General features: G+C 56.0%; 18 protein-coding genes and 1 other RNA gene. 10 read left to right on the plus strand and 9 right to left on the minus strand.

All coding sequences use genetic code 11. The features are described from left to right. Window positions 1-296 precede the first annotated feature (296 nt). Window positions 297-1,961: a 2-isopropylmalate synthase gene (leuA, locus tag ACKC9G_RS13580; RefSeq protein WP_411406269.1), complete on the plus strand. Its 1,665-nt coding sequence runs from the start codon at window positions 297-299 to the stop codon at window positions 1,959-1,961. Window positions 1,962-2,080: 119 nt separating this feature from the next. On the opposite strand, the gene ACKC9G_RS13585 is transcribed toward leuA, so the two are convergent. Then, window positions 2,081-5,626, minus strand: coding sequence for a mechanosensitive ion channel domain-containing protein (locus tag ACKC9G_RS13585; protein WP_411406271.1), 3,546 nt, complete (start codon window positions 5,624-5,626; stop codon window positions 2,081-2,083). Between the two features lie 187 nt (window positions 5,627-5,813). After that, window positions 5,814-8,138: a PAS domain S-box protein gene (locus tag ACKC9G_RS13590; RefSeq protein ID WP_411406273.1), complete on the minus strand. Its 2,325-nt coding sequence runs from the start codon at window positions 8,136-8,138 to the stop codon at window positions 5,814-5,816. A gap of 201 nt (window positions 8,139-8,339) precedes the next feature. Between ACKC9G_RS13590 and ACKC9G_RS13595 the strand changes: the two genes are divergently transcribed. After that, entirely contained in the window at window positions 8,340-9,269 is a 930-nt protein-coding gene (locus ACKC9G_RS13595) for an AEC family transporter (RefSeq protein WP_411406275.1), read from the plus strand. Between the two features lie 78 nt (window positions 9,270-9,347). Here ACKC9G_RS13595 and ACKC9G_RS13600 read toward each other — a convergent pair whose 3' ends face one another. Beyond that, a complete protein-coding gene (locus ACKC9G_RS13600) occupies window positions 9,348-9,809 on the minus strand; it encodes an EVE domain-containing protein (protein ID WP_411406277.1) in 462 nt (153 codons plus the stop codon). 293 nt (window positions 9,810-10,102) lie between these two features. Between ACKC9G_RS13600 and ACKC9G_RS13605 the strand changes: the two genes are divergently transcribed. Continuing rightward, window positions 10,103-10,234 carry a hypothetical protein gene (locus ACKC9G_RS13605; protein WP_411406279.1) on the plus strand — a complete coding sequence of 44 codons (132 nt, stop codon included), beginning with the start codon at window positions 10,103-10,105 and terminating at the stop codon, window positions 10,232-10,234. 152 nt (window positions 10,235-10,386) lie between these two features. Here ACKC9G_RS13605 and ACKC9G_RS13610 read toward each other — a convergent pair whose 3' ends face one another. From ACKC9G_RS13610 to ACKC9G_RS13620, 3 genes are all read right to left on the minus strand, one after another. After that, a complete protein-coding gene (locus tag ACKC9G_RS13610; RefSeq protein WP_411406281.1) occupies window positions 10,387-11,064 on the minus strand; it encodes a 5-formyltetrahydrofolate cyclo-ligase in 678 nt (225 codons plus the stop codon). Between the two features lie 29 nt (window positions 11,065-11,093). Continuing rightward, window positions 11,094-11,277, minus strand: a non-coding RNA gene (gene ssrS / locus ACKC9G_RS13615) — 6S RNA. 50 nt (window positions 11,278-11,327) lie between these two features. Next, window positions 11,328-11,645, minus strand: coding sequence for a cell division protein ZapA (locus ACKC9G_RS13620; protein WP_411406283.1), 318 nt, complete (start codon window positions 11,643-11,645; stop codon window positions 11,328-11,330). Between the two features lie 335 nt (window positions 11,646-11,980). Here ACKC9G_RS13620 and ACKC9G_RS13625 point away from each other — a divergent pair, with 335 nt between their 5' ends. From ACKC9G_RS13625 to gcvH, 5 genes are all read left to right on the plus strand, one after another. Next, on the plus strand, window positions 11,981-12,577 hold the full coding sequence (locus tag ACKC9G_RS13625) for a UPF0149 family protein (RefSeq protein WP_411406285.1): 597 nt from the start codon (window positions 11,981-11,983) through the stop codon (window positions 12,575-12,577). A gap of 87 nt (window positions 12,578-12,664) precedes the next feature. Continuing rightward, window positions 12,665-14,002 carry an aminopeptidase P N-terminal domain-containing protein gene (locus tag ACKC9G_RS13630; RefSeq protein WP_411406287.1) on the plus strand — a complete coding sequence of 446 codons (1,338 nt, stop codon included), beginning with the start codon at window positions 12,665-12,667 and terminating at the stop codon, window positions 14,000-14,002. 20 nt (window positions 14,003-14,022) lie between these two features. Next, window positions 14,023-15,285 (plus strand): 2-octaprenyl-6-methoxyphenyl hydroxylase, encoded by a 1,263-nt coding sequence (gene ubiH, locus ACKC9G_RS13635; protein WP_411406289.1) that lies wholly within the window; start codon window positions 14,023-14,025, stop codon window positions 15,283-15,285. 20 nt (window positions 15,286-15,305) lie between these two features. Further along, window positions 15,306-16,526, plus strand: a complete 1,221-nt coding sequence (locus tag ACKC9G_RS13640) for a UbiH/UbiF/VisC/COQ6 family ubiquinone biosynthesis hydroxylase (protein WP_411406291.1) — start codon at window positions 15,306-15,308, stop codon at window positions 16,524-16,526. A 20-nt stretch (window positions 16,527-16,546) separates the two neighbouring features. Beyond that, entirely contained in the window at window positions 16,547-16,939 is a 393-nt protein-coding gene (gene gcvH, locus ACKC9G_RS13645; protein WP_411406293.1) for a glycine cleavage system protein GcvH, read from the plus strand. Window positions 16,940-17,050: 111 nt separating this feature from the next. Here the strand turns inward: gcvH and ACKC9G_RS13650 are convergent, their stop codons facing one another. After that, window positions 17,051-17,932, minus strand: a complete 882-nt coding sequence (locus tag ACKC9G_RS13650; protein ID WP_411406295.1) for an HDOD domain-containing protein — start codon at window positions 17,930-17,932, stop codon at window positions 17,051-17,053. Window positions 17,933-18,213: 281 nt separating this feature from the next. On the opposite strand from ACKC9G_RS13650, the gene ACKC9G_RS13655 reads away from it, so the two are divergent. After that, window positions 18,214-19,410 carry a class I SAM-dependent rRNA methyltransferase gene (locus ACKC9G_RS13655; protein ID WP_411406297.1) on the plus strand — a complete coding sequence of 399 codons (1,197 nt, stop codon included), beginning with the start codon at window positions 18,214-18,216 and terminating at the stop codon, window positions 19,408-19,410. Between the two features lie 136 nt (window positions 19,411-19,546). On the opposite strand, the gene ACKC9G_RS13660 is transcribed toward ACKC9G_RS13655, so the two are convergent. Beyond that, window positions 19,547-20,461 carry an alpha/beta fold hydrolase gene (locus ACKC9G_RS13660; protein ID WP_411406299.1) on the minus strand — a complete coding sequence of 305 codons (915 nt, stop codon included), beginning with the start codon at window positions 20,459-20,461 and terminating at the stop codon, window positions 19,547-19,549. 117 nt (window positions 20,462-20,578) lie between these two features. On the opposite strand from ACKC9G_RS13660, the gene ACKC9G_RS13665 reads away from it, so the two are divergent. After that, the gene (locus ACKC9G_RS13665) at window positions 20,579-20,947 is read left to right on the plus strand and encodes a MerR family transcriptional regulator (RefSeq protein ID WP_411406301.1); all 369 of its coding nucleotides are present in this window, start codon (window positions 20,579-20,581) and stop codon (window positions 20,945-20,947) included. A 70-nt stretch (window positions 20,948-21,017) separates the two neighbouring features. On the opposite strand, the gene maoP is transcribed toward ACKC9G_RS13665, so the two are convergent. Beyond that, window positions 21,018-21,377 (minus strand): DUF413 domain-containing protein, encoded by a 360-nt coding sequence (maoP, locus tag ACKC9G_RS13670; RefSeq protein WP_411406303.1) that lies wholly within the window; start codon window positions 21,375-21,377, stop codon window positions 21,018-21,020. Between the last annotated feature and the right edge of the window lie 52 nt (window positions 21,378-21,429).

Genomic DNA, 21,429 nt, shown 5'->3' on the forward strand with positions numbered 1-21,429 from the left:
TCGTGTAATAACGCAAGCACCTGCTACTTGGCTTTACCTATAATGGTTTCCATGATCAGAGACGCCGAGGGCGATTTCTGACTGGCTGGTGACACTTCACAAGAGTAAGCTGGCAGGCCCGTTATCCTCGGGTGGGTGAGTGGTTTAAGGTGGCTTCATCAGCCCTTATAAAACCTGAACCCCACGTTTACAGTGGCTGGCTACCCGCCGGCATTGTGGATGAAAGAGTGATCCATCTTTCATGAGCGTCCAAACGGGCGCTCGAAAATAACAGCAAGAACATCAGGACAACTTCCATGAGCTTTGACCATCGCAAATACCGTCCCGCGCCTACCATTGCTTTGTCTGACCGTACCTGGCCTGACCAGGTGATCGACAAGGCGCCGCTATGGTGTGCCGTTGACCTACGTGACGGTAATCAGGCGCTGGTTGAGCCCATGAATGTGTCCCAGAAGCGCCAGATGTGGGACCTGATGGTTCGCGTTGGCCTGAAAGAAATTGAGGTGGGTTTCCCTGCCGCTTCTCAGCCGGATTTCGACTTTGTCCGTGTACTGATTGAAGAAAACCTGATTCCTGAGGACGTCACCATTCAGGTACTGGTGCAGGCTCGCGAAGACCTGATCGCCCGTACCTATGAGGCCCTGAAAGGTGCCAAGCGTGCCGTCGTTCACGTCTATAACTCGACCAACCCGACCCAGCGCAACTATGTCTTTAACAAAGACAAGGATGGCATCAAGGCTATCGCCGTGCAGGGAGCCAAATGGGTGCGTGAATACGCCGAGAAAAACCCCGGTACTGACTGGAGCTTCCAGTATTCCCCTGAAAGTTTCTCCAGCACCGAAGTGGATTACGCCGTTGAGGTCTGTGATGCGGTTATCGACGAATGGCGTGGCGCCAATGTAGGCAAGCTGATCCTTAACCTGCCTGCAACGGTGGAAATCAGCACTCCTAACGTCTTTGCTGACCAGATCGAATGGTTCTGCCGCCATCTGAAATCCCGCGCGGAAGTGCTGATCTCCATCCATACCCACAATGACCGTGGCTGTGGTGTGGCGGCAGCTGAGCTGGCTGTCATGGCCGGTGCAGACCGTATCGAGGGTACCTTGCTGGGTAACGGCGAGCGTACCGGTAACATGGACCTGGTCACTATGGCCATGAACCTGTACAGCCAAGGCGTTGATCCTGAGCTGGACCTGTCCGATATCGATGGCATCATCGCCACCGTGACCTCCTGTACCCAGATCGCTCTGCATCCTCGTCATCCTTACGCCGGTGAGCTGGTGTACACCGCCTTCTCCGGCAGTCACCAGGATGCGATCCGTAAATCGCTGGCGGCGACCAAGCCTGATGAATTCTGGGATGTGGCTTATCTGCCCATCGATCCAGCCGATCTTGGCCGTACCTACGAAGCGGTGATCCGTATCAACAGCCAGTCCGGTAAGGGCGGTGTGACCTATGTGCTTGAGCGCGACCTGGGTCTGCAGTTGCCACGCTGGTTGCAGATCGACTTCAGCCGCAAGATTCAGGCGGCTGCAGAAAGCTCTTCCAGCGAGGTCAGTCCGGCTCAGATCTGTGGCATTTTTGAGGATACTTACCTCAAGCCCGAGCATGGCTACAAAATTGGCCGCTTCCAGTTAGGTCATGACGAGCAGGAAACCCTGCAGGTGGAAGTCAATACGCCGACTGGCGTGGTGAAGCTCTCCGGCGAAGGTGAAGGCGCGATTACTGCCCTGACCAATGCCTGGCAGAACGAAACCGGCGTTCATATCGACGTACTGGATTACAGCGAACATGCCCTGACCGAAGGTACGGACTCCCGTGCCGCGGCCTATGTACTCTTGTCCGTTGAAGGCAACCGCGTGTGCGGTGTCGCCATCGGCCATGATGTGGTGAACGCCTCCATGCAGGCAGTCATCAATGCTGCAGCCTCTGTACCGAGCCTGCGTCAAAAGATCGCCTGACGATCACACCCAGGCGGCGCCTTGAGTGACCGCCGGGATAAAAAACCAAACCTGTGAATGACAAAAGGAGGACATGATGTCCTCCTTTTTTTATGCGCTGTTTTTGAGTTGTAGTGCGTCTAGCCACCGTCCTGCGGACGGCTGGCGCCCATATCGCCGGTGTCCTTGCTGTAAGGCGGAAGTTCTGGACGAGGGTTCGACATGATCACTGCACCTTCAGGCAGCATGGGTTTGACGCGATCCTGCTTGATATGGATATCCAGCTGCGGGAAGGCAATCTCGACACCATTTTCTTTAAACAGGCTGTTGATGCGGTTCAGAATCATGTGCTTCGAGGGCAGCAGATGGCCCAGATCATTGACGAAATAACGCAGGTCAAAGTCCAGGGTCGAGTTATTGAAGCGCATAAAGAACACTTCCGGCGGCGGCGTATCCAGCACCAGCTCACATTCGCTGGTGGCCTGCATGATCAGCTTTTCGGCAAGCTCGGTGTCGGCGCCGTAGGCAATGCCCACGGTGGTGACGACACGGGCAATATCATCCGTCAGTGACCAGTTCACCACCTGTTGAGTGATAAAGGTCTTGTTCGGCATCACGATCTCTTTGCGATCCCAGTCGACGATGGTGGTCGCGCGAATCTGAATCTTGGTGATGGTGCCGGTCAGACCATTGATGGTGACTGTGTCCCCAATACGGATCGGCTTTTCAAACAGCAGGATCAGGCCGGAGATAAAGTTGGCGAAGATTTCCTGCAGACCAAAACCCAGTCCCACACCCAGCGCGGCCACCAGCCACTGCAGTTTCGACCAGTCAAAGCCCAGAATCGAGAAACCGGCCAGCACCCCGATAATCACCAGAATGTATTTGCTCAGCGTGGTGATGGCGTAACCGGTGCCGGGAGTCAGCTCGATACGCTGCAGAATCAACAGCTCCAGCACACCCGGCAGGTTGCGCACGCCAACAAAGGTGACGATAAAGACCAGCAACGCCAGCAGCGCCGCTTTGAGGGAGATGGGCGCCAGCTCTGCGGTGCCATTGACCATGGTGCTGGCATCCCAGAGTTTGACCTGATCCAGGAAGCTCAGCGAGGTGAAGAGATCCGACCAGATACCCCAGAGGGTCACGATCAGGCCGGCAAACATCAGCAGGTTCAGAACCTTGCGCGACTGCTCGGATACTGTTTGCAGGTCAATCAGGTTCTCTTCCGGCGCCTCGATGGTGGACTCTGCGCTGGCCACCTGACCGGCGGCTTCCGCTTCTTTTTCCTTGGCACGTTGGGCCAGTACATCGGCGCGGCGGGCTTTGGCGCGGCTGAAGGCAAGACGGCGTTCCTCGATCAGCAGCCAGCGAATCGCCAGGCTCTGGACAATGTAAAACACCGAGGCGGCAAAGAAGGACATGTGCAGCTTGATGTTGATCAGCAGGGCACTGAAGTAATAACCCTGAATGGTCAGACCCAGCAGAATCAGCTGACTGAGAGGGAAACCCCAGTGCAGCAACAGATAGCCGCGCTTGCGCGCGCCGGTCGGCTCATCGCCCAGCCACAGGCGGCGATCTTTGAAGATGCGCCAGTAATAGAGGGCCAACCCGGCGCTCAGCACCATAAAGGCCAGTCGCCCCAGGGTATTGCGCAGCTGATCATCCAGATGGTTCTCAGTCAGGGTAATAAAGAAGATGGCTGGCATCGCCACCCAGAACAGGCGCCGGGAGATGCGACGAATCAGCGCCACCTGTGCCGCGGGCCAGTTAAAGTGGGTGATGTACAAATGCTCAGGACTGGAGAAGCGGCGGTTCAGCAGGTGCAGGGTCGCCAGTGCACCCAGCACCAGCAATCCCTGTTGCATCGCCAGCACGATATTGGCATCCGAGTTCTGATGCACCAGCCAGGCCAGTGCCATAAAGGCCAGACCCCAAGGTGCGCTGGCCAGCAGCGCCAGAGAGATCAGCTGCAGGGTGAGGCCAAAGCCATCCTGACTGACCTTGCCCAAACGGGCGGCAAGCTTGCTGGCCTGACTATCATTCCGGCGCCGGGCAATATGTGCCAGAGCGAGCAGGGCAATAATCAACACGCCCACCACCAGACTTTTGACCTGATCAGCAGCGAGGGAATCCCACAAAGGTGCCCACTGGTGCGGTGAAAACAGTACCGTGGCGGCATGGGCCATGCCGCTGATCCAGCTCAGGCTAATGGTGCGTGCGGAAGGCACCCACAGCAGGTGTTCATCCACCAGATTGTGAAACTGGTCAAGCTGCTGTTGTAGCTGGCTGTTGGACAGATCCAGCTGAGCCAGAGTGCTGATATAACTGCTGGCGGAGTCACTCAGTTTGCTCAGGATTTGCTCACGCACATCCAGCAACTGACGGAAGGTCTTGCGGTCTTCCTCGCTGAGCGCCTGAAAGTCCGGGTCGTTGCTGTAGCCTTCCAGAATCTTGTCTTTGTTCTGCAGCTTGTCGAGTCGCTGGTCGTAGTCGTAGACCTTTACCTGCAGCTCGGTCAGTTCGGTATTCAGTTCCTTGGTCGACATGGCCTGAGGCAGGTCACGGACTTCATTGCGCAGGGTCTCGCCAAAGGCCACGCTGACCTTCAGCAGATCAAGCTGTTTGCGCAGTTCCTGATAACGCTGAGACAGACGGCGAGTCTGTTGCTCAATCTGGTCGTTCTTGGCCTGACCTTTCTCGATGTCGCTGGTCAGCTCGGTAAGATCCTGACTCAGGCTTTCGTTTTCAGCGAGCTGCTGCTTGATCAGCGGCGGGCTGTCGGTCGCCTGGTCCGACAGCTTGCGGTTGGCCTCGACTGTGCGCTCGGTATCCTGTCGGCGCAGCAGGCTGATCTGCTTCTGCAGGGCATCGACCTGTTGGCTGACATCATCGGCCTGCAGTTGTAGCAATTGGCGGCGCTGTTCTGCCAGCGTTGCGCGGTTAGGCACACTCAGCAGCTCCAGCTCCAGCATGCGAATTTCCGACTGCAGTGAACCGCGTTTGGCCTGCAGCTCCATCCCCTGCGCATCGCCCAATGGCTCGCCGGTACTGGCCGGTTGCTGGGAAATGGCATCATTGACCTGATCCAGCTCGGTCTTGCGCTGGTTGAGTTCCTCGCGGGCGGTCAGGCTGCGGTCATTGATGGAGGTGATGTTATTGCGTGCCGCGGAGAGATTATTTTGCAGGTTGTAGAGATCAGCGTTCTTAATGGATAACGCCTGCTGTAACTGTTCCAGACTCTGGTTGGCATAAGAGTTGGTAGTGGCTGCGCGGTAGTTCTGAATGCGCCGCTGCAGCTCACGGGTTTGCTCGGAGAAATTCTTCAGCTGCTGATCGTAGGCATTGGCCTGACGCTGGTACTGCTGCTGATCCTGACTGAGCTGGATAATGTCGTTGTAGATTTCGCGCAGCTGCTGGGTATCGCTGCTGGTGTCTTCACTATCCAGCGCCGAGAGCTTGCGCTGGGCCACGTCAGCCGGAGCATTGCTGTTGTTGTGATTGGGAGAGCCGCCACTCGTGGCGCTCACAGAGCCATCGCCCCCGGCGCTGCTGGCAGCTTCAGCCATTGGCTGCATCAATAACGAGACGGCCAGTGTCATTAGCAGACCAAAAGCCACAGGCAACGAGCGCCCGTGCAGATGGCGAGACAGGCGCAGCCAGACGCTGGCGTGGTGTGGAAAAAGCATCGTGCGTCCTTCGGACTGAGTGCGCATGCGCGAAAGGCTCCAGAATCCCTGACAAGAAGCTAATGAGCAAAAGCAAATGTGCAAATGGTATGTAAGCCAGCCCGTAGGCTCAAGGCCCGGAGTGACAAGCGTCACCAACTGACACCATAACAGCGGGTTTTTACCGTCGTAAGCCTGCCTTTTTGGCTTAGCCGATCATCGGGCCGCGTTTTACTGGCGATGCCTTGGGCAGAACAATACGGAAAATAGCGCCACCCTCGGGGTGGTTACCGGCATCCAGAATGCCGCCCAGATGCTCAATGATCCGGTGCGAAATCGACAGGCCAATACCCAGTCCCTGCCCCGTGGGCTTGGTGGTGAAAAAAGGCTCGAACAAGCGCTGTAGGTGCGCCTGGTCAATCCCCGGTCCATGATCACGAATCATCAGGCAATGCATATCGGTACCGGAGGCAGATGCCTCTGTCGCCACGTCTGGCTGCCCGGAATAAATCTCTATCCGCACCAAAGGCTGCGGCTCCGCCGTCGACATGGCTTGCAGGGCGTTGGTCAGAATATTGATGAGCACCTGCTCTAGTTGCAGCATGTCGCCCAGTACCCAGGTGCTGGCGGCATCCTCGTCGATCTCGATTACCGCCTGCTGCTTCTCCAGTGTCGGGCCGAGAATGGCCAGCGCGCCATCCAGTACCTGTCGCCATTGCAGAGGCTCAGGTTGGCCGCTGGATTTGCGGGCAAAGACTTTGAACTGGGCGACCAGACGGCTCATACGGTCCGTCAGCTGGACGATAGTATCGAGGTTGCCACGGGTTTTGGCTTCGTCGCCACGAGCAAGAAAAGCGCGGGCGTTATCCGAGTAACTGCGAATGGCCGCCAGTGGCTGGTTCAGTTCATGGTTAATCCCGGCGGACATCTGCCCCAGCAGGGCCAGTTTGGCAGTCTGAATCAGCTCATTCTGGGTATGCTGATGTTCATCCATTTCATGGGTCAGGCGCTCATTGGCGAGGGTCAGATCGCGGGTGCGTTCCTCAACCCGATGCTCCAGTTGCTCACGGGCCTGATGTAGCGCGTGCTCATAGCGTTTGCGCTCGGTGATGTCGTGCAAGGTCAGCAGCAACTGGCGCTGATCCGACAAGTGCATGTCGCCGATGATCCACTCCAGCGGGAACAGGCTGCCATCCTGCCTGCGCCCCTGCATTTCCTGCACCGTGCTGGTGACAAAGGTCTCCGGTTGCTCGGTCATGAGGTTGGCAATCTGGCGACGACAGCGTTCGCGGTACGCCGGGTCAAACAGGAAATCCACATGCTTGCCACGCACTTGCTGCCACTGATAGCCAAAAAGACGCTCGGCGGTGGGGTTAAACGACAGAATTTCGCCAGCAGGGTTGAGGGTCACCAAGCCCGCGTGGGTGTTGTCGATAATGGCCTGAATGCGGGCCTCGTTAAGTTGTCGGGTCTGGCTGGTCTGCTGACGAAAGGCGGCGCGTTCTTTATAGAGGCGTCGGCGCAGCATCAGAACCCCCGCGATCATCAGGGCGATCACAAACAGGGTTGAGACCAGTACGGTATGGCTGATCACCTGACGATACACACCGCCAAGGCGGGTGAAATTCATCAGGGTGAAGCCGTAATCCGGCACGGGCTGGGTCTGGCGCAGATAATCGACGCTTTGCAGACTGGCAGGAGCGCCAGCAGCGGCTGGTTTACCGGGCTCAAGCAGCGTGACCAGCGAAGTGCCGGGGTTAAGCTGGCGCTGTTCAATCATCGACAGTGAGCGCAGTTCGTCCTCGCCATAGCGCAGGCTTTCCTGAATACGCAGACGGTCACTGCCGGTCAGAGGGCGCAGGGTTTTGAGCTGCCATTCCGGGCGGGTCGAGATAAAGATGACGCCGTCCTTGTCCACCAGCACTGTGGAGGACTGCTCGCTGTGCCAGAGGGTTTCCAGCTGGGAAACGGCCACCTTAAGCACCAGCACACCAATGATGCGGCCATCGCGTTTTAGCGGGTAAGCGAAGAAATAGCCACGAATCTTGGACGTCGTGCCCAGGGCAAAGTAGCGGCCGGTACGGCCTTCCATTGCCTGGGTGAAATAGGGGCGGTAGTTGAAGTTTTTACCGACGAAGGAGTCACTTTGCTGCCAGTTACTGGAAGCGAGGGTATTGCCCTGAGTGTCCATCAGATAGATGACAGAAGCCTCGGCGACGTCATTAAAGTGCGCCAGTTGGCGATTGATGCGCTGCACTTCTTCGGGGTTATCAGGCCGGGCCAGTAAAGCCTCAAGACGTGGATCGCTGGCAAGCAGTTCAGGCAGGTATTCGTACTTGGACAGTTCCCGCTCAAGACTGGCGCGAAAACGCTCCATCAGGTCTTCCCCCTGAAGTTCCATTTCGTCCAGTGCCTGCTGGTAGCTCACCAGCGCCGTGAGGCCAATCAACAGCGCGCCTGAAGCCACAATCGCCAGCGCAATTAGCCAGAGCGTCGGGCGGCGAAGGGTGGAGGAAAAGGGCGAAAGCGTCATGGGCGGCGAAGGCTCGTCATGGAAGATGGCTGCAACGTGCGTTAAACAGCCAGTCTATCTGCCGTGGCAGGCTTTGTCCCGGTATCCTTTGGTCCCGTCATTGCGGCTGAAAGTGTTGTCCGGCAAAAGGTGCATTGAGAGCGCAGAACCAAGGGGGTATAACTGCCTGAGGTGTCAGCAAATCCATCCACGAGTGGCCCCATGATCTCTTCCCTGAATGCTCTTGGTCCTATTTTCCTTGTTGTGCTTGTTGGTTTTCTCCTGCGTCGGCTGGCCTTTCCGGGAGAGAGCTTCTGGCCAGCAGCTGAGCGCCTGACCTATTACCTGCTGTTCCCGGCGCTACTGGTGAACAACCTCGCCAGCGCGCATTTTGGCGAAGTGGCACTGGGCGATGTGGTGTTGATGGTGGTTTTACTGCTGGTCATCATGACACTGGTACTGGCAGCGCTTCGGCCCTGGGTTGCGCCCACTGCGGCGGCTTTCACCTCGGTTTATCAGGGTGGCGTGCGTTTTAACACCTATGTTGGACTGGCTGCGGCCAAAAGCCTGTATGGCGATGCCGGGCTGGTGGTGGCGGCAATTGCCATTGCCATCATGATTCCGTTGGTTAATGTGCTTTGTGTGCTGATCTTCGCGCTTTACTCTGATCGGCAAGGCAAGATCAGCTGGCTCGCGACTTTCAAACAGATGGGCAAGAACCCGCTGATTCTGGGGTGTCTTGCCGGAATACTGCTGAATATCACAGGCATTGGTTTGCCGTTCTGGAGCCAGCCGATGCTGAAGATTCTTGGTCAGGCGGCGCTACCGCTGGGATTGCTGGCGGTAGGGGTGGCGCTTGATCTTCGCGCACTGCGGGGTGGAATGTTGCCACTGGCGTGGTCGAGCCTGATCAAGTTTGTAGCGATGCCGCTGACGGCGGCAGGGCTTGGCGTGCTGCTTGGCGCTTCCACTCTGGTGATTCAGGTGATGGTGCTCTTTGCGGCGCTACCGACGGCATCGTCGGCCTATATTCTTGCCCGCCAAATGGGGGGAGATGCGCCGCTGATGGCGGGCATCATCACTGCGCAGACGTTGCTGGCAATGCTGACGCTGCCTGTCACGCTGGCGCTTTTAAACTATGGACTGGGCTGAAGAGGTCTTTGGCTTAAGCCAGGCGCACAGTCCTGCTGTGGTCAAACGTACAGCCATAGTGTGGTCAAACGTAAAGCCTTAGTGTGGATAGTTGGCGAGGATGTGCTGCCACTCTTCTGCGGAAACCGGCTGCACCGAAAGACGGCTGCGATTCAGCAGGGCCATGTCGCTAAGCGCGCTGTCCTGCTTTAACGCCTGCAATGGAATGACCTGGGCAAAGCGGGTTTTCAGCTTGACCTGCACCTCAAACCAGCGCGGAGTCTCCTCGCTGTGCTTCTCATCATAAAGCGGAGATTCTGGCTGACTGGCGGCTTTTTCCGGTTGTCCGTTGGCGCTGATGTCGACGATACCGGCAATGCCAGGCACCTTGCAGCTGGAATGATAAAAGAAGGCCTGGTCACCTGCTTTGAGCTCATCGCGCAGAAAGTTGCGTGCCTGATAGTTACGAACCCCATCCCAGGGCGCTTGCTGGTCGGGCAGTGCCGCTAAATGGTCAATCCCAAAAGTGTCAGGCTCGGATTTCAACAACCAGTATTTCATTGAGTTCCTGTTTTATTGTTAAAAAAAGTAATTTTATGAAGCCTGAGTTACACAGGTGGAACCCCGACTTTACTCCGCCGGCGGGCGCGTTTTCAAACAGTTAGCCGCATCCGAAAAGTGCGGCTACCGGAACTTTGTAGCGAGGTGTCGTCATCCGTGCATGGATTATGCGCCAAGCGCTCGCAGAGGTAATAGAACGTTACAAAGACCGGTTTTGCATCGCCGTAATAGGTGATAACTTCCTCTTGCAGTTTTTTACTTGGCGTCGGTTGAATTAGAGGATTATTAACGCCATGAAAAGTCGTTTTGACTTGCTTACTATTCTTTTTTTCGCCTTTATTATCGGCGTCTGCGTGACTGGCTATACACAGAGTGATGTGCAGCTGGCTTCGTTATGGCAGTACATTTTTGGCGCCGTCAGTTAACCCTTTTACAAGAGTCTTTAATCACCCGGTACAGTTAAACAATAAGATCACTCAAACCTCACAACAGCGCGCCTTCGGGAGCGCTGTTGTCGTTTTGGGCGTAGCCAAAATTCAGGGGCTATGTAATTCAGAAGCTCTTTAAGGTTCAGGGGTTATTTATTGAAGCGGAAAATGCCCTGATCGGTGGCAATCGCTGCCAGCGGGATATCCCAGCTGCCTGTCGGAACATGCTCAACCTGCTGGCAGTGATGGGCCAGTCCGACCAGCGGTACCTGCCAGCTCCCCTGTTTCAGAAAAGCAAAAGCGCGGTCGTAAAAGCCGCCTCCCATTCCCAGCCGGTGCCCGGCATGATCAAAAGCAACCAATGGCATAAATACCAGATTCAGCTGCTGCGGACGCAGCCGGTCAGTCGGGTTAAATGCAGGTTCTGCGATGCCAAAACGGTTATTGACCAGAGGCGTGTCTTCATCAAAGTGCTGAAAGTGCATTTGTGTGCCAACAAGCGGATCCAGTACCGGTAAATACACCGACTTGTTGCTGGCCAGTGCCAGCTCAATCAGCGGTTGGGTGTCAATTTCGCCATCGCTGCTGAGAAACAGCGCGATACGTTTGGCGCGGCGATAAAGCGGGTCGGCGACCAGGTGATGGGCTAACGCCAATCCCGCCAGATGCTGTTGTTCCTGAGTCAGGCTATTGCGACGATCCCGCACCATGCGGCGAATCGCCTGCTTTTGCTTGTCGAGCAGTGTTTTTTCATCTGCCAGCGGGGCGCCAGAGGAATCAGTAGAGGAAGTTAAAGAGGTATCTGGGGTATCGCCGGTCATCGTCATGGGGATTCTCATCGGCGGAAAGAAAGGTGGGGCTCCCCGGTGATGCCGTTCTCCACATGTACCCTGAACCCAAGGTTCAGAGCGGGAAAGTATGAGTTACCAGAAGGCTTTCCGACAAGCGGACATGCGCAGAGGTAACACCGAAACTTTCCCTGGTAGAAGTGATTATCGGCTCAAGGGATGTAGTGGAAGTGTCGAACACCCCAGGGAGCAAAAGGAATTATACATACTTGCCATGGGATGTCAGGACTTGAAATTTGGCGTTATTGTTCTTCCGTTACATCGTTGTCGTGATCGTTGTTTAAAACCTGATCAACACGATCTGCCAACGCGCGCGCTTGCTGATCAGCGGCTTCATTGGCTTTTTGCAACGTAAGTAATTCGTAGGAAAGATTGAGCGCGGTCATCACTGCAATGCGTTCCAGACCGTAAACTTTGCCGGTCTGACGTACCTGACGCATGCGCTGGTCAAGCAGTCGGGCGGATTGCAGCAGCTCGTCCTTGTTCTCATCAGGGCAGTTGATGAGAAATTCCTTGTCGAGAATGGTGATAGCCACTGTAGTGCTATTTTGACGATTCATGGCTTGTGACGCTCCGAACCCTGTCTGGTTTATGGTGGGCTATTTCTTTGCGTAGGGTTCTGCCTGTGCAGTGTACCTTACTGACAAATAAATGGGAGACTGCCTTTCCCTTCGCACCCGCGAATTTGCGAGTGTAACCCAGAGAAAAGGGTAACAAACGTATCGAATTGTCGCCATGTGGATGTGTCATGCCCGAGTATGCGCTGACGAGTCTGTCGCCGTGGATGGGGTCAATCCCGGCAGCGGAGTATGATAGACTGGCGCTTTGTTTCGGCGGGTTCTCCTGCCCACATTCCAGATTGCTGCCTCGCAGCGACACAAGCCTGAGAGATTTCATGTCTGACGCAACCGTCACGCCCGATTTCGAGACCCTAAGCAACACCTTGCTGCAACTGGGAGCCCTGGGTTCACCTGCTGAACTTCACGGTGCGCTTTGCGGCTATCTCAGTGCCAGCCTTAACACCAATAAAGACTCCAATGAAGAAGGCTGGCAACGCATTGCCCGCCAGATTCTGGATGTCGAGAATCTGGGTAGCGAGGCGCAGCAGGCCCTTTTTAACAAGCTGTTTGCCGCAACGGATGAACAGCTGCGTCAGGGCGTTTTCGAGTTCGAATTACTGCTGCCGGAAGATGACTACAGCATCGCCCAGCGCTCCGAAGCCTTGGGCTTCTGGTGCAGTGGCTTTATGAATGGATTTGCCCTGGCGGGCGGTCGCATTGATGAAAAAGCCGATGATGATGTGCGCGAAGCCTTCACTGACCTGTCACGCTTTACCCAGCTGACCACCATGTCGCTGGAAGAGCAGGAATCAGACGAGGCGGACCTGATGGAGCTTACCGAGTACGTTCGTGTGGTTGCGGTCATGCTCTACACCGAAATGCACGGTGTGCAACAGGACCCACAGGCAGACCAGCCACCGCTGCTGCACTAAGGCGCACCGGGTATCCAGGAGTGTTGTATCGGTCGGCCAGAACCTTCTCTGGTCAGTGAATATTGTTGTGGATAAGGAAGCTGCATCATGCTGAAGATGCCGGAATTGTGGGAGCAACAGCTGCAGGAGTGTGCGGATCGTCGTGAGCGCCTGATGGAGAAGATGGCTCCCGACAGTTTGCTGATTCTGGCCGGAGCGGAACTACAGCGGCGCAACAGCGATGTGGACTATTATTTCCGTCAGGACAGTGACTTTGCTTACCTGAGCGAATTCCATGAGCCGGGCGCCTGGCTGGTGCTGGCTCCCGGTCGTGAAGAGGGCGAATTCTTGCTGTTCTGCCCCGACCGTGATCCGGCAACGGAGCAGTGGACAGGCTATCGCCTCGGCGTGGAAGGCTGTGAAGAGGAGTTGGACGCCGATCAGGCCTTTACGCTGGATGAGCTGGAAGAACTCATGCCGGAGCTGATGCTTGGCATCACCACACTCTACACGTCCTGGTCGAGTGCGCAGGATGTTCAGCCCATGGTGCAGGAGTGGTTAAAGTCTGCCCGCAGTAGCGCTCGCGGCAAACAGCCAACGCCTGTCCAGTGGCTAAACAGCGATGATGTGCTGCATCCACTGCGTTTGATTAAGTCCCCGTTTGAACAATCCCTGATGCGCACCGCTGGCAACATCAGCGCCGAGGCGCATATTGCCGCCATGAAAGCCTCAAGAGCGGGTCTGGCTGAATTCCAGCTGGAAGCCGAGCTGCATTATCACTTCGCCAAACAGGGTGCCCGCTGGCCGGCGTATGACTCCATTGTGGGTGGCGGAGCGAACGCCTGTATCCTTCATTACCTCAACAATGACCAGCCGCTGGTCGATGGTGACATGGTGCTGATTGATGCAGGAGCAGAGTGGCAGGGCTACGCCGGGGATATTACCCGCACCTTCCCGATTAATGGCCGTTTTAGCCCGACGCAGCGCCTGCTGTATGAGCGTGTACTCAAAGTGGAGAAAGCCTGTATTGAGGCTGCCCGTCCCGGAGTCACCGTGGATAGTCTGCAACGGCTGGCAGCGCGCATGCTGTGCGATGCCTTGCTGGAGCTGGGGATTCTTGAGGGCAAGCTTGAAACTCTCATTAAGGAAGAGGCTTACCGGCCCTATTACATGCACAGCATCGGTCACTGGCTGGGACGCGATGTACATGATGTGGGTGCCTACCGAGTTGCTGGGGAATCCGTGGTGCTGCAGCCCGGCATGGTCATGACCATCGAACCCGGCCTGTATTTACCGCTGGATGATGAAAATCTGGCACCTCAGTGGCGTGGTCTGGGTATCCGTATAGAAGACAATATTCTGATCACCGAAACCGGCGCAGAAGTGCTGACGGGTGCAGTACCTGTCGATCCCGATGAGATTGAAGCGCTGATGGCCAAGGCCTGATTTCTGTGGAGAACAACGCTGTGAGCGAAAACGCACATCAGGTGGACATTCTGATTGTTGGTGGGGGGCTGGTAGGTGCCAGTCTGGCTTGCGCACTGCTGCCTTATGCCCGCTCAACGGGCTTGTCGATTGCGGTGGTTGAACAGGTGGCTTTGCCTTCGGAGCAGAGCCAGCCGTGGCAGCCAAGCTATGATGCGCGGGGCACGGCGTTGTCTTTCGGCACACGTCTGATTTATGAGGATATGGGCCTCTGGCAGCAACTCAGCGAACATGCGAGTCCGATTGAACACATTCATGTGTCTGATCAGGGCCACTACGGCACCACGCGCCTGCATGCCGAGGAAGAGGGTGTGCCTGCTCTGGGGTATGTGGTGGAAAACCATTGGGTCGGCCGTGTGCTTCATGGGGCGCTCAGCAATGAAGAGGCCATCGAATGGCTGTGTCCTGCCACGGTAACGGGCATTGTGATGCAGGCGGATGGCGCCGCCGTCACGATTGATCAGCAGGGCGGGAAAAAGACGCTCAAGGCTTCGCTGGTGGTCATGGCCGATGGCGGGCGTTCGGCGCTGGCCACCGAGCTGGGTCTCGACTATCTGGAAATGCCCTATCACCAGAGTGCGCTGGTCTCGACCATTACCCCTTCTCATCACCATAACCAGGTGGCTTACGAGCGTTTTACCGAGGAAGGCCCACTGGCGCTGTTGCCATTAGAGAATGGTGCGGATGGCAAACCGCGCATGGCGCTGGTCTGGACCACGCCCGAGGAAGAACTCGAGGCGCGCATGGAATGGGTTGAGGACGATTTTCTCGCCGCCGTGCAGGATGCTTTTGGTTATAGGCTTGGCCGCTTTGAAAAAATGGGCGAGCGCTATGCTTATCCGTTGGCGCTAAAACAGGCGCGTGAGCAGATTCGCTCGCGACTGGTGGTGCTGGGGAATGCGGCGCATTCGTTACACCCGATTGCTGGCCAGGGCTATAACCTGGCGCTTCGCAGCGTGGCCATGCTGGCGCAACTGCTGCAAGAGGCGCATCAGCAAGGTCGTGATGTCGGCCATCTGGATACCTTGCAGCGCTTCCTTGAGATGCGCCAGCAGGACCAGCTGTTAACCATCGGCTTTAGTGACAAAGTGATGAAACTGTTCAGTCAGCCACGTTGGCCTGCCCGTCTGGCGCGGGATACAGGGCTGGTGGCACTTAATCTGTTCGCACCTGCGCGCCATCGACTGGCCAGAGCCGCGATGGGTCTGGATGCTCCCCGTGCGCGTTTTCGTTTTCTCTTCTGAGCTTCAAGGTGAGTGATGCCATGAGTGAAATGCACACCGAAATCGCTGTGGTTGGCGCGGGCATGGTCGGTGCCGCGGTCGCCCTGGGCGCGGCGCAGCAAGGTTGGCAGGTGACGTTGATTGATCCGCGTCCGGCGCCAATGACCTCGTTGCCTTCTATAGACGCCAGCGCTGGCGATGAGGTCAGCAGTTATGACGTGCGTGTCAGTGCGCTGACCGAATCGAGCCGCCGCTTGCTGGAGCAGCTGGGGGTCTGGGAAGCCATGGCACGCACGCGCATCAGTCCATACCAGCACATGCATGTCTGGGATAGCGAAGGCATCGGTAAGATTCATTTTGATGCTGCCGAAATGCATTGCCATACCCTGGGGCATATTGTCGAAAACCGGGTAACGGTGATGGCATTGCATCAGCAGTTGGAGCAGGCCGGTGTTCGCTGGTTGAGCGGCAAGGTAAAGAGCCTGTCGCTGCCTGAGAGCGGTATGCGGTGTATTCAGCTCGAAAGCGGCGAGCGTCTTCAGGCCAAAGTGATTGTGGGTGCCGACGGTGCCGAGTCACGTGTCCGTCAGCTCTCGGGCATTGCACGTGTTGATCGTGACTATGGCCATTCTGCGCTGGTAGCCACTGTTAAAACATCCGGGACGCACCAGTACACAGCATGGCAGCGCTTTATGCCCAAAGGGCCATTGGCCCTGCTGCCTCTGGCGGACCCGCATTTGGTTTCCATCGTCTGGTCCAGTGAACCTGAACATTGCCGGGAACTCATGGCACTGGATGATGACTCATTCTGTGGTTTGCTGACCGAGTGCAGTGAAGCGGTGCTGGGCACCGTGGAGGCCGTCAGTGAACGTACCAGTGTGCCACTTAAAATGCGCCATGCTCTCAGCTATCAGACTGATCAGGTCGTGATGGTGGGCGATGCAGCGCATACGATTCACCCGCTGGCCGGGCAAGGCGTCAATCTGGGCTTTAAGGATGTCGAAGCCTTGTTGACTCAATGGCAGCAGGCAAAGGCCCGGAAACGATCTCCCGGTGAGGCACGTTGGTTGCAGGCCTATCAGCGTCAGCGCAAGGCCGATAACTGGCTGACCATGGCCGGAATGAGCGGTTTTAAACATTTGTTTGGCAGTCGTCAGCCTGTACTGACGCTGGCCAGAAACCTTGGTTTAACGTGGACGGATCAGCTACCCTTGCTGAAACGTCAGATGGCAGCCCGGGCAATGGGCTTGTCTGAATTTTAATGTCGAGAGGATGAGTAATCATGAGCCAGATTCCCAGTGAGCTCAAATATGTCAGCACCCATGAGTGGATCCGCATGGAAGACGATGGCACCGTTACTATCGGTATCACCGATCACGCACAGGAACTGCTGGGAGACGTGGTCTATGTCGAAGTTCCTGAAGTGGAAACGTCCTTTGCCAGCGGTGAAGAGTCGGGTGTGGTCGAGTCTGTTAAAGCGGCCTCTGACATTTATGCGCCACTGAGCGGCGAAGTCGTGGAAGTGAACGAAGATCTGGCCGATTCACCTGAGCTGGTGAACAAGGACCCTTACGGTGCCGGCTGGATTTTCCGTCTGCGTCTGACTGACAGTGATGAGCTGCAGGATCTGATGGACGCCGAAGCCTACGCTGAGCTTTGCGAGGAAGAAGCCTGATTTCAGGGCCGTCTTCATAAAAAAACACCGCTTCGGCGGTGTTTTTTGTTTTATGTGAGGTAGTCCCGACGAGGAATTTTATCGATGTGATCGCCGGTTAATGGGCACGACTTAATAGTCGCTGCGCAGCCCCATGTCATTTAAGCGGTCAATCAGATCCGCCAGTTCATCTTCATCCAGATGCAGCTGCTCCAGAATCGGCTCCTTATAGCCTTCCCATTCGCGGTCCACACTCTGGTTACCCAGCAGACGATAAGCACCGCACACGTGCTCGGCGACTTTCAGAATGGCGATCAGGCTGCGCCGCTTGTCGTTAACAGCGGGGCCCTGAAAAATCTCCGCCAGATTATGGTGCTGCAGAATGCTCTCAGTCAGATCCTCCGGCAGATGCCACACCCGTGCCATGTAATAACCCACGGTCGCATGGTCCGTTTTCAGGAACTGGTCCTCGACGGGAATAATGCGGCCTTTCTTGTAGGCGACCGTCATCACCGCGCGGTAGTCCTTGAAGCGTGTCAGCATCAGCGGTACGCCAACGTTATGAAACAGTCCCAGGGTGTAGGCTTCTTCCGGTGTCGAGAAGTTCAACTCGCGGGCAATGGTGACGCAGGCCTGAGCGATGTCCTGCTGCATGTCCCAGAATTTGACCAGCAGCGGATCTTCATCGAAGTTGGCCATGGCCTGACGCAGAGCCAGCGCATTGGCAATGTTCAGGGCATTTTCCAGACCGAGCATCGCTAAGGCATGCTGTACGGTGCTGACCTTGCGGGCGAGTCCAAAAAAGGGCGAGTTTACCGTTTTGATGATGGCGGCCGTCAGTCCCACGTCCTGACTGATGATATTGATAATTTCGCTCAGGCTGGGTTCAGGCTGGGCGCTTTCCAGATGTAAATCGACCAGTACCTGCGGACGGGGCGGAATGGTGATGCCCTGCAGGGTTTTGGAGATGTCTTCGTCAGCGAGTGTATTTGGGGCTTTTGGTGTGTCGGCCATTACGGCAGGTCCTTTGAACTGGCAAGGGCAGGGTGAAAACAAGTGCAATGACTATTCTGGCAGCAGCTGCACACCCTCGTAGTGATCCCAATCGTTAATCAGCACGAACTGTCTGAAGGAACTTTCACTATAGTCTAGACGTTGATGGGCGCCTATAGCGGATTTGCCGTTGAGATGGCCGTCAGTCGCACTATAATTGCCGCCTTTGTGAGTCTTAGGCAGCGTCGGTGAGCTGGCGCTCGGTGCTCACTCCATCGGCCGATCCAACAAGAGGTGATCTCATGAGTTTCCCCATTCTGCGCCTGCAGTCCAACGCAGATCGTCGCCTTCGCGCCGGTCACCTCTGGATCTATTCCAACGAAGTCGATGTGGCTAAAACTCCTCTGACCCAGTTTCAGGCTGGCCAGCAGGTCATGGTCGAAAACGCCAAAGGCAAGGCCCTGGGGCTCGCGTACATCAACCCTAATACGCTGATTTGTGCACGACTTTTCAGCCGCGATACGGATCTTGGACTGACCCGCTCCTTGTTGGTTCACCGACTGAATCAGGCACTGTCTCTGCGTGAACGCGCTTTTGACAAGCCCTGCTACCGTCTGGTTTTTGGCGAGGCGGATGGTCTGTCCGGTTTGGTGGTGGATCGCTTTTATGACTATCTCGTGGTGCAGATCTCTACCGCTGGTATGGAAGCCGTGCGGGATGACATCATTGATGCGTTGCTGAAAGTGATCAAGCCCGCAGGTATTTTGCTGAAGAATGATGGCAAGATGCGCGCAGTGGAAGGGCTGGATGAGTATATCGCCGAAGCCTATGGTCAGGTGCCTGACTTTCTGGAACTGGAAGAAAATGGCGTCAAGTTTATGGCCCCCGTGCGTGAAGGGCAGAAAACGGGCTGGTTCTATGATCACCGTATGAACCGTGCTCGCGTACAGCATTACGCTAAAGGTTTGAAAGTGCTGGATGTTTTCAGTTATGTCGGTGGCTGGGGTGTTCAGGCGGCAGCCGCAGGTGCTGACTCTGTCACCTGTATCGATGCCTCTGCCTTTGCCACCGAGCAGGTCGCCGCCAACGCCGCGCTGAATGGCCTGGAGGACAAGGTCACCAGCATCAAGTCCGATGCCTTTGATGCGCTGAAGGCGCTGGCGGAGGAGAAAGAGCGTTTTGACATGGTCATCCTTGATCCGCCAGCCTTTATTGCCCGTCGTAAGGACAAGGCCAAAGGCGAGGCGGCCTATCAGCGTGCTAACCAGCTGGCGATGCGTTTGCTGAATAAAGACGGCCTGCTGGTTTCTGCTTCCTGCTCCATGCATCTGGAGAAAGGTAAGCTGACCGAGATTCTGCGCAGTACTTCCCGTACCCTCGACCGTCATCTGGTCATGCTGGAGCAGGGCGGTCAGGGGGCTGACCATCCGGTGCACAGCGCGATTCCTGAAACCGACTATCTGAAATCCGTTATCTGCCGGGTGCTGCCCTCATTCTAAGTCGGCATCGGCACCCAAGTGTCTCAGGACGGATACGAAAAACCCCTCAGGATGAGAGTCCGAGGGGTTTTTTAGTGGGCATCGTTTCGCTCGATGAACGATGAACGATGAACGATGAACGATGAATGTCCGAGTGCTAGTGTGACGTGGCTTTTTTCACGAAGTGGAGCAGATCCTGATTAAACCGCTCGGCTTCCTCAAGAAAGGGCGCATGGCCTGAGTTGGCATAGAGGCTAGTCTGGATATTTTTGTTGAACTCGCGGGCACGGGCGATCGCTGCAGTAGGCATCACCAGTGCATCTTTCTCACCGTAAATCAGCATGATCGGTACCTGCGCTTTCCCCAGCCCCTGTTCGGCAGCAACGCTCATGGACTGAACGGACTGCTGCATCTGCCAGGATGCCAGTGCCGCATTCGCCAACAGCAGATCAAAGGTGTCCTGATCCGGTTGTTGGTTGAAGCAAAGGCGCAGGAAGGTTCGCTCTCCTTCCAGATGAGTCTGTAAGTCCGTTGAAATCATGTCGCGATAAACCGCCGGGTGTGAGGTGATCTGGTCAGCTTTAAGCTCAATCACCCCATCGACGTACATCGCGCCAGACAGGTTTTTGTCCCCGTAATAGGTCAGGTAGTTAGAGATGACGGCGCCACCGAGTGACCAGCCTACCAGCACAGGTTTCACCGCTTTGGTCGCAGTGATAACCGCGTTAAGGTCATCCGCCCAGCGGCGCCCGTCCGTATAGGCCTCAGCAGAGTCAGGCTTGGATGATAAGCCGTGACCGCGAAGGTCATAGGTAATCAGCCGATACTGTTGAAGTGCAGGATCCTGCAGCTGCTTGCTCCAGTTCAGTCGGCTTCCCAGCAGTCCATGAATAAGGATGATGGGCTGCCCTTGTGGGTTGCCGCTTTCCTGTACCGCAAGCTGAACGCCATCGGCGGCAGTTACCTGATAGGCCTTTGGCTCTGCGTTAGCCTGTGCCTGTGTAGCAAAGAGCAGAAGCAGAAGTGCCGAGAGCAAGGCGCGAAGGGTGAGGTAGAAGGGTCGTTGATGCATTGAAAAGCTCCTGAGAGGTGAGTGTGGAGAGCGATTCTCAGGCTTCACATTGATGTGAAGGTCAAGCAGTAAACTGCTATCCTCAGTGAAATTTTTTATGAAAGGCACATTCTATCTATGTCTGCTAAGTCCCTGTCTATCGGCGAGCTTGCCAGCGAGACGGGTGCAAGTTTGCGCTCTATTCGTCATTACGATGATAACGACCTGTTGTGTTCGGTGCGGGCAGAGAATGGCTACCGGGTCTTTCCTGCTGCGGCTATTTCACAGGTACGCCAGATTCAGCGTTTGATCGCGACGGGCTTTAGTCTGGCGGAAATTCGCCAGTTTCCGGATTGTATGCGGATGGTCGAAGGTGCTACTGCCTGCCCGGAAACGACAGAGCTACAGCGCAGCCGCTTGGCGGCGATTGAACAGCAGATTACAGAGCTGGAGCAGCGCCGTGCACGTCTTCGTCAGATGCTGGAGGAAGGACAACAGACAGAGTAGTGGCGTGCTCAGATGATAAAAAACCCCTCATGGCCGAAACCAGAGGGGTTTTTTGTTGTTCGTTCAGGGCTCAGTCGTCGAAATCGTTACTGGCGCCTTCAGAGAAATCGGTCTCTTCACCGTCACGTACGGTCGACAGGCTCATTGAGGCAATGAAGTTGTCATCGTTGGTTTTACGCAGGTACTTGGTCCAGGTTTTTTCCAGCTCGGATGCGGCAGCCTGTTCACTGCGGACAACCGCAACCAGTGCACGATCTTCATCGGTCTCAGGTTCCAGAACGCCATCGGTCAGCGCACGACACAGAGCACCCTTCTGGGTTAGAAGCTTGGATTCCTTGATGGAGAAGTCACCGGAGCTTTCCAGCCCGTATGGATAATGTTCGTCATCAAAGAACGGCTTTTTGAGGTAGTACTGACGATCTTTATTCATGGGACGCGTTGTTTACCAAGGTGATAGAACGGATGACCTCTTGACAAGAGGC

The sequence above is a fragment of the Pokkaliibacter sp. CJK22405 genome (assembly GCF_046614695.1).
Lineage (GTDB): Bacteria > Pseudomonadota > Gammaproteobacteria > Pseudomonadales > Balneatricaceae > Pokkaliibacter.

Excerpts from the sequence above, each read along its gene's own strand:
- leuA (WP_411406269.1), top strand. The coding sequence starts at position 297 with ATGAGCTTTGACCATCGCAAATACCGTCCCGCGCCTACCATTGCTTTG.
- ACKC9G_RS13585 (WP_411406271.1), bottom strand. The coding sequence starts at position 5,626 with ATGCTTTTTCCACACCACGCCAGCGTCTGGCTGCGCCTGTCTCGCCAT.
- ACKC9G_RS13590 (WP_411406273.1), bottom strand. The coding sequence starts at position 8,138 with ATGACGCTTTCGCCCTTTTCCTCCACCCTTCGCCGCCCGACGCTCTGG.
- ACKC9G_RS13595 (WP_411406275.1), top strand. The coding sequence starts at position 8,340 with ATGATCTCTTCCCTGAATGCTCTTGGTCCTATTTTCCTTGTTGTGCTT.
- ACKC9G_RS13600 (WP_411406277.1), bottom strand. The coding sequence starts at position 9,809 with ATGAAATACTGGTTGTTGAAATCCGAGCCTGACACTTTTGGGATTGAC.
- ACKC9G_RS13605 (WP_411406279.1), top strand. The coding sequence starts at position 10,103 with ATGAAAAGTCGTTTTGACTTGCTTACTATTCTTTTTTTCGCCTTTATT.
- ACKC9G_RS13610 (WP_411406281.1), bottom strand. The coding sequence starts at position 11,064 with ATGACGATGACCGGCGATACCCCAGATACCTCTTTAACTTCCTCTACT.
- ACKC9G_RS13620 (WP_411406283.1), bottom strand. The coding sequence starts at position 11,645 with ATGAATCGTCAAAATAGCACTACAGTGGCTATCACCATTCTCGACAAG.
- ACKC9G_RS13625 (WP_411406285.1), top strand. The coding sequence starts at position 11,981 with ATGTCTGACGCAACCGTCACGCCCGATTTCGAGACCCTAAGCAACACC.
- ACKC9G_RS13630 (WP_411406287.1), top strand. The coding sequence starts at position 12,665 with ATGCTGAAGATGCCGGAATTGTGGGAGCAACAGCTGCAGGAGTGTGCG.
- ACKC9G_RS13640 (WP_411406291.1), top strand. The coding sequence starts at position 15,306 with ATGAGTGAAATGCACACCGAAATCGCTGTGGTTGGCGCGGGCATGGTC.
- gcvH (WP_411406293.1), top strand. The coding sequence starts at position 16,547 with ATGAGCCAGATTCCCAGTGAGCTCAAATATGTCAGCACCCATGAGTGG.
- ACKC9G_RS13650 (WP_411406295.1), bottom strand. The coding sequence starts at position 17,932 with ATGGCCGACACACCAAAAGCCCCAAATACACTCGCTGACGAAGACATC.
- ACKC9G_RS13655 (WP_411406297.1), top strand. The coding sequence starts at position 18,214 with ATGAGTTTCCCCATTCTGCGCCTGCAGTCCAACGCAGATCGTCGCCTT.
- ACKC9G_RS13660 (WP_411406299.1), bottom strand. The coding sequence starts at position 20,461 with ATGCATCAACGACCCTTCTACCTCACCCTTCGCGCCTTGCTCTCGGCA.
- ACKC9G_RS13665 (WP_411406301.1), top strand. The coding sequence starts at position 20,579 with ATGTCTGCTAAGTCCCTGTCTATCGGCGAGCTTGCCAGCGAGACGGGT.
- maoP (WP_411406303.1), bottom strand. The coding sequence starts at position 21,377 with ATGAATAAAGATCGTCAGTACTACCTCAAAAAGCCGTTCTTTGATGAC.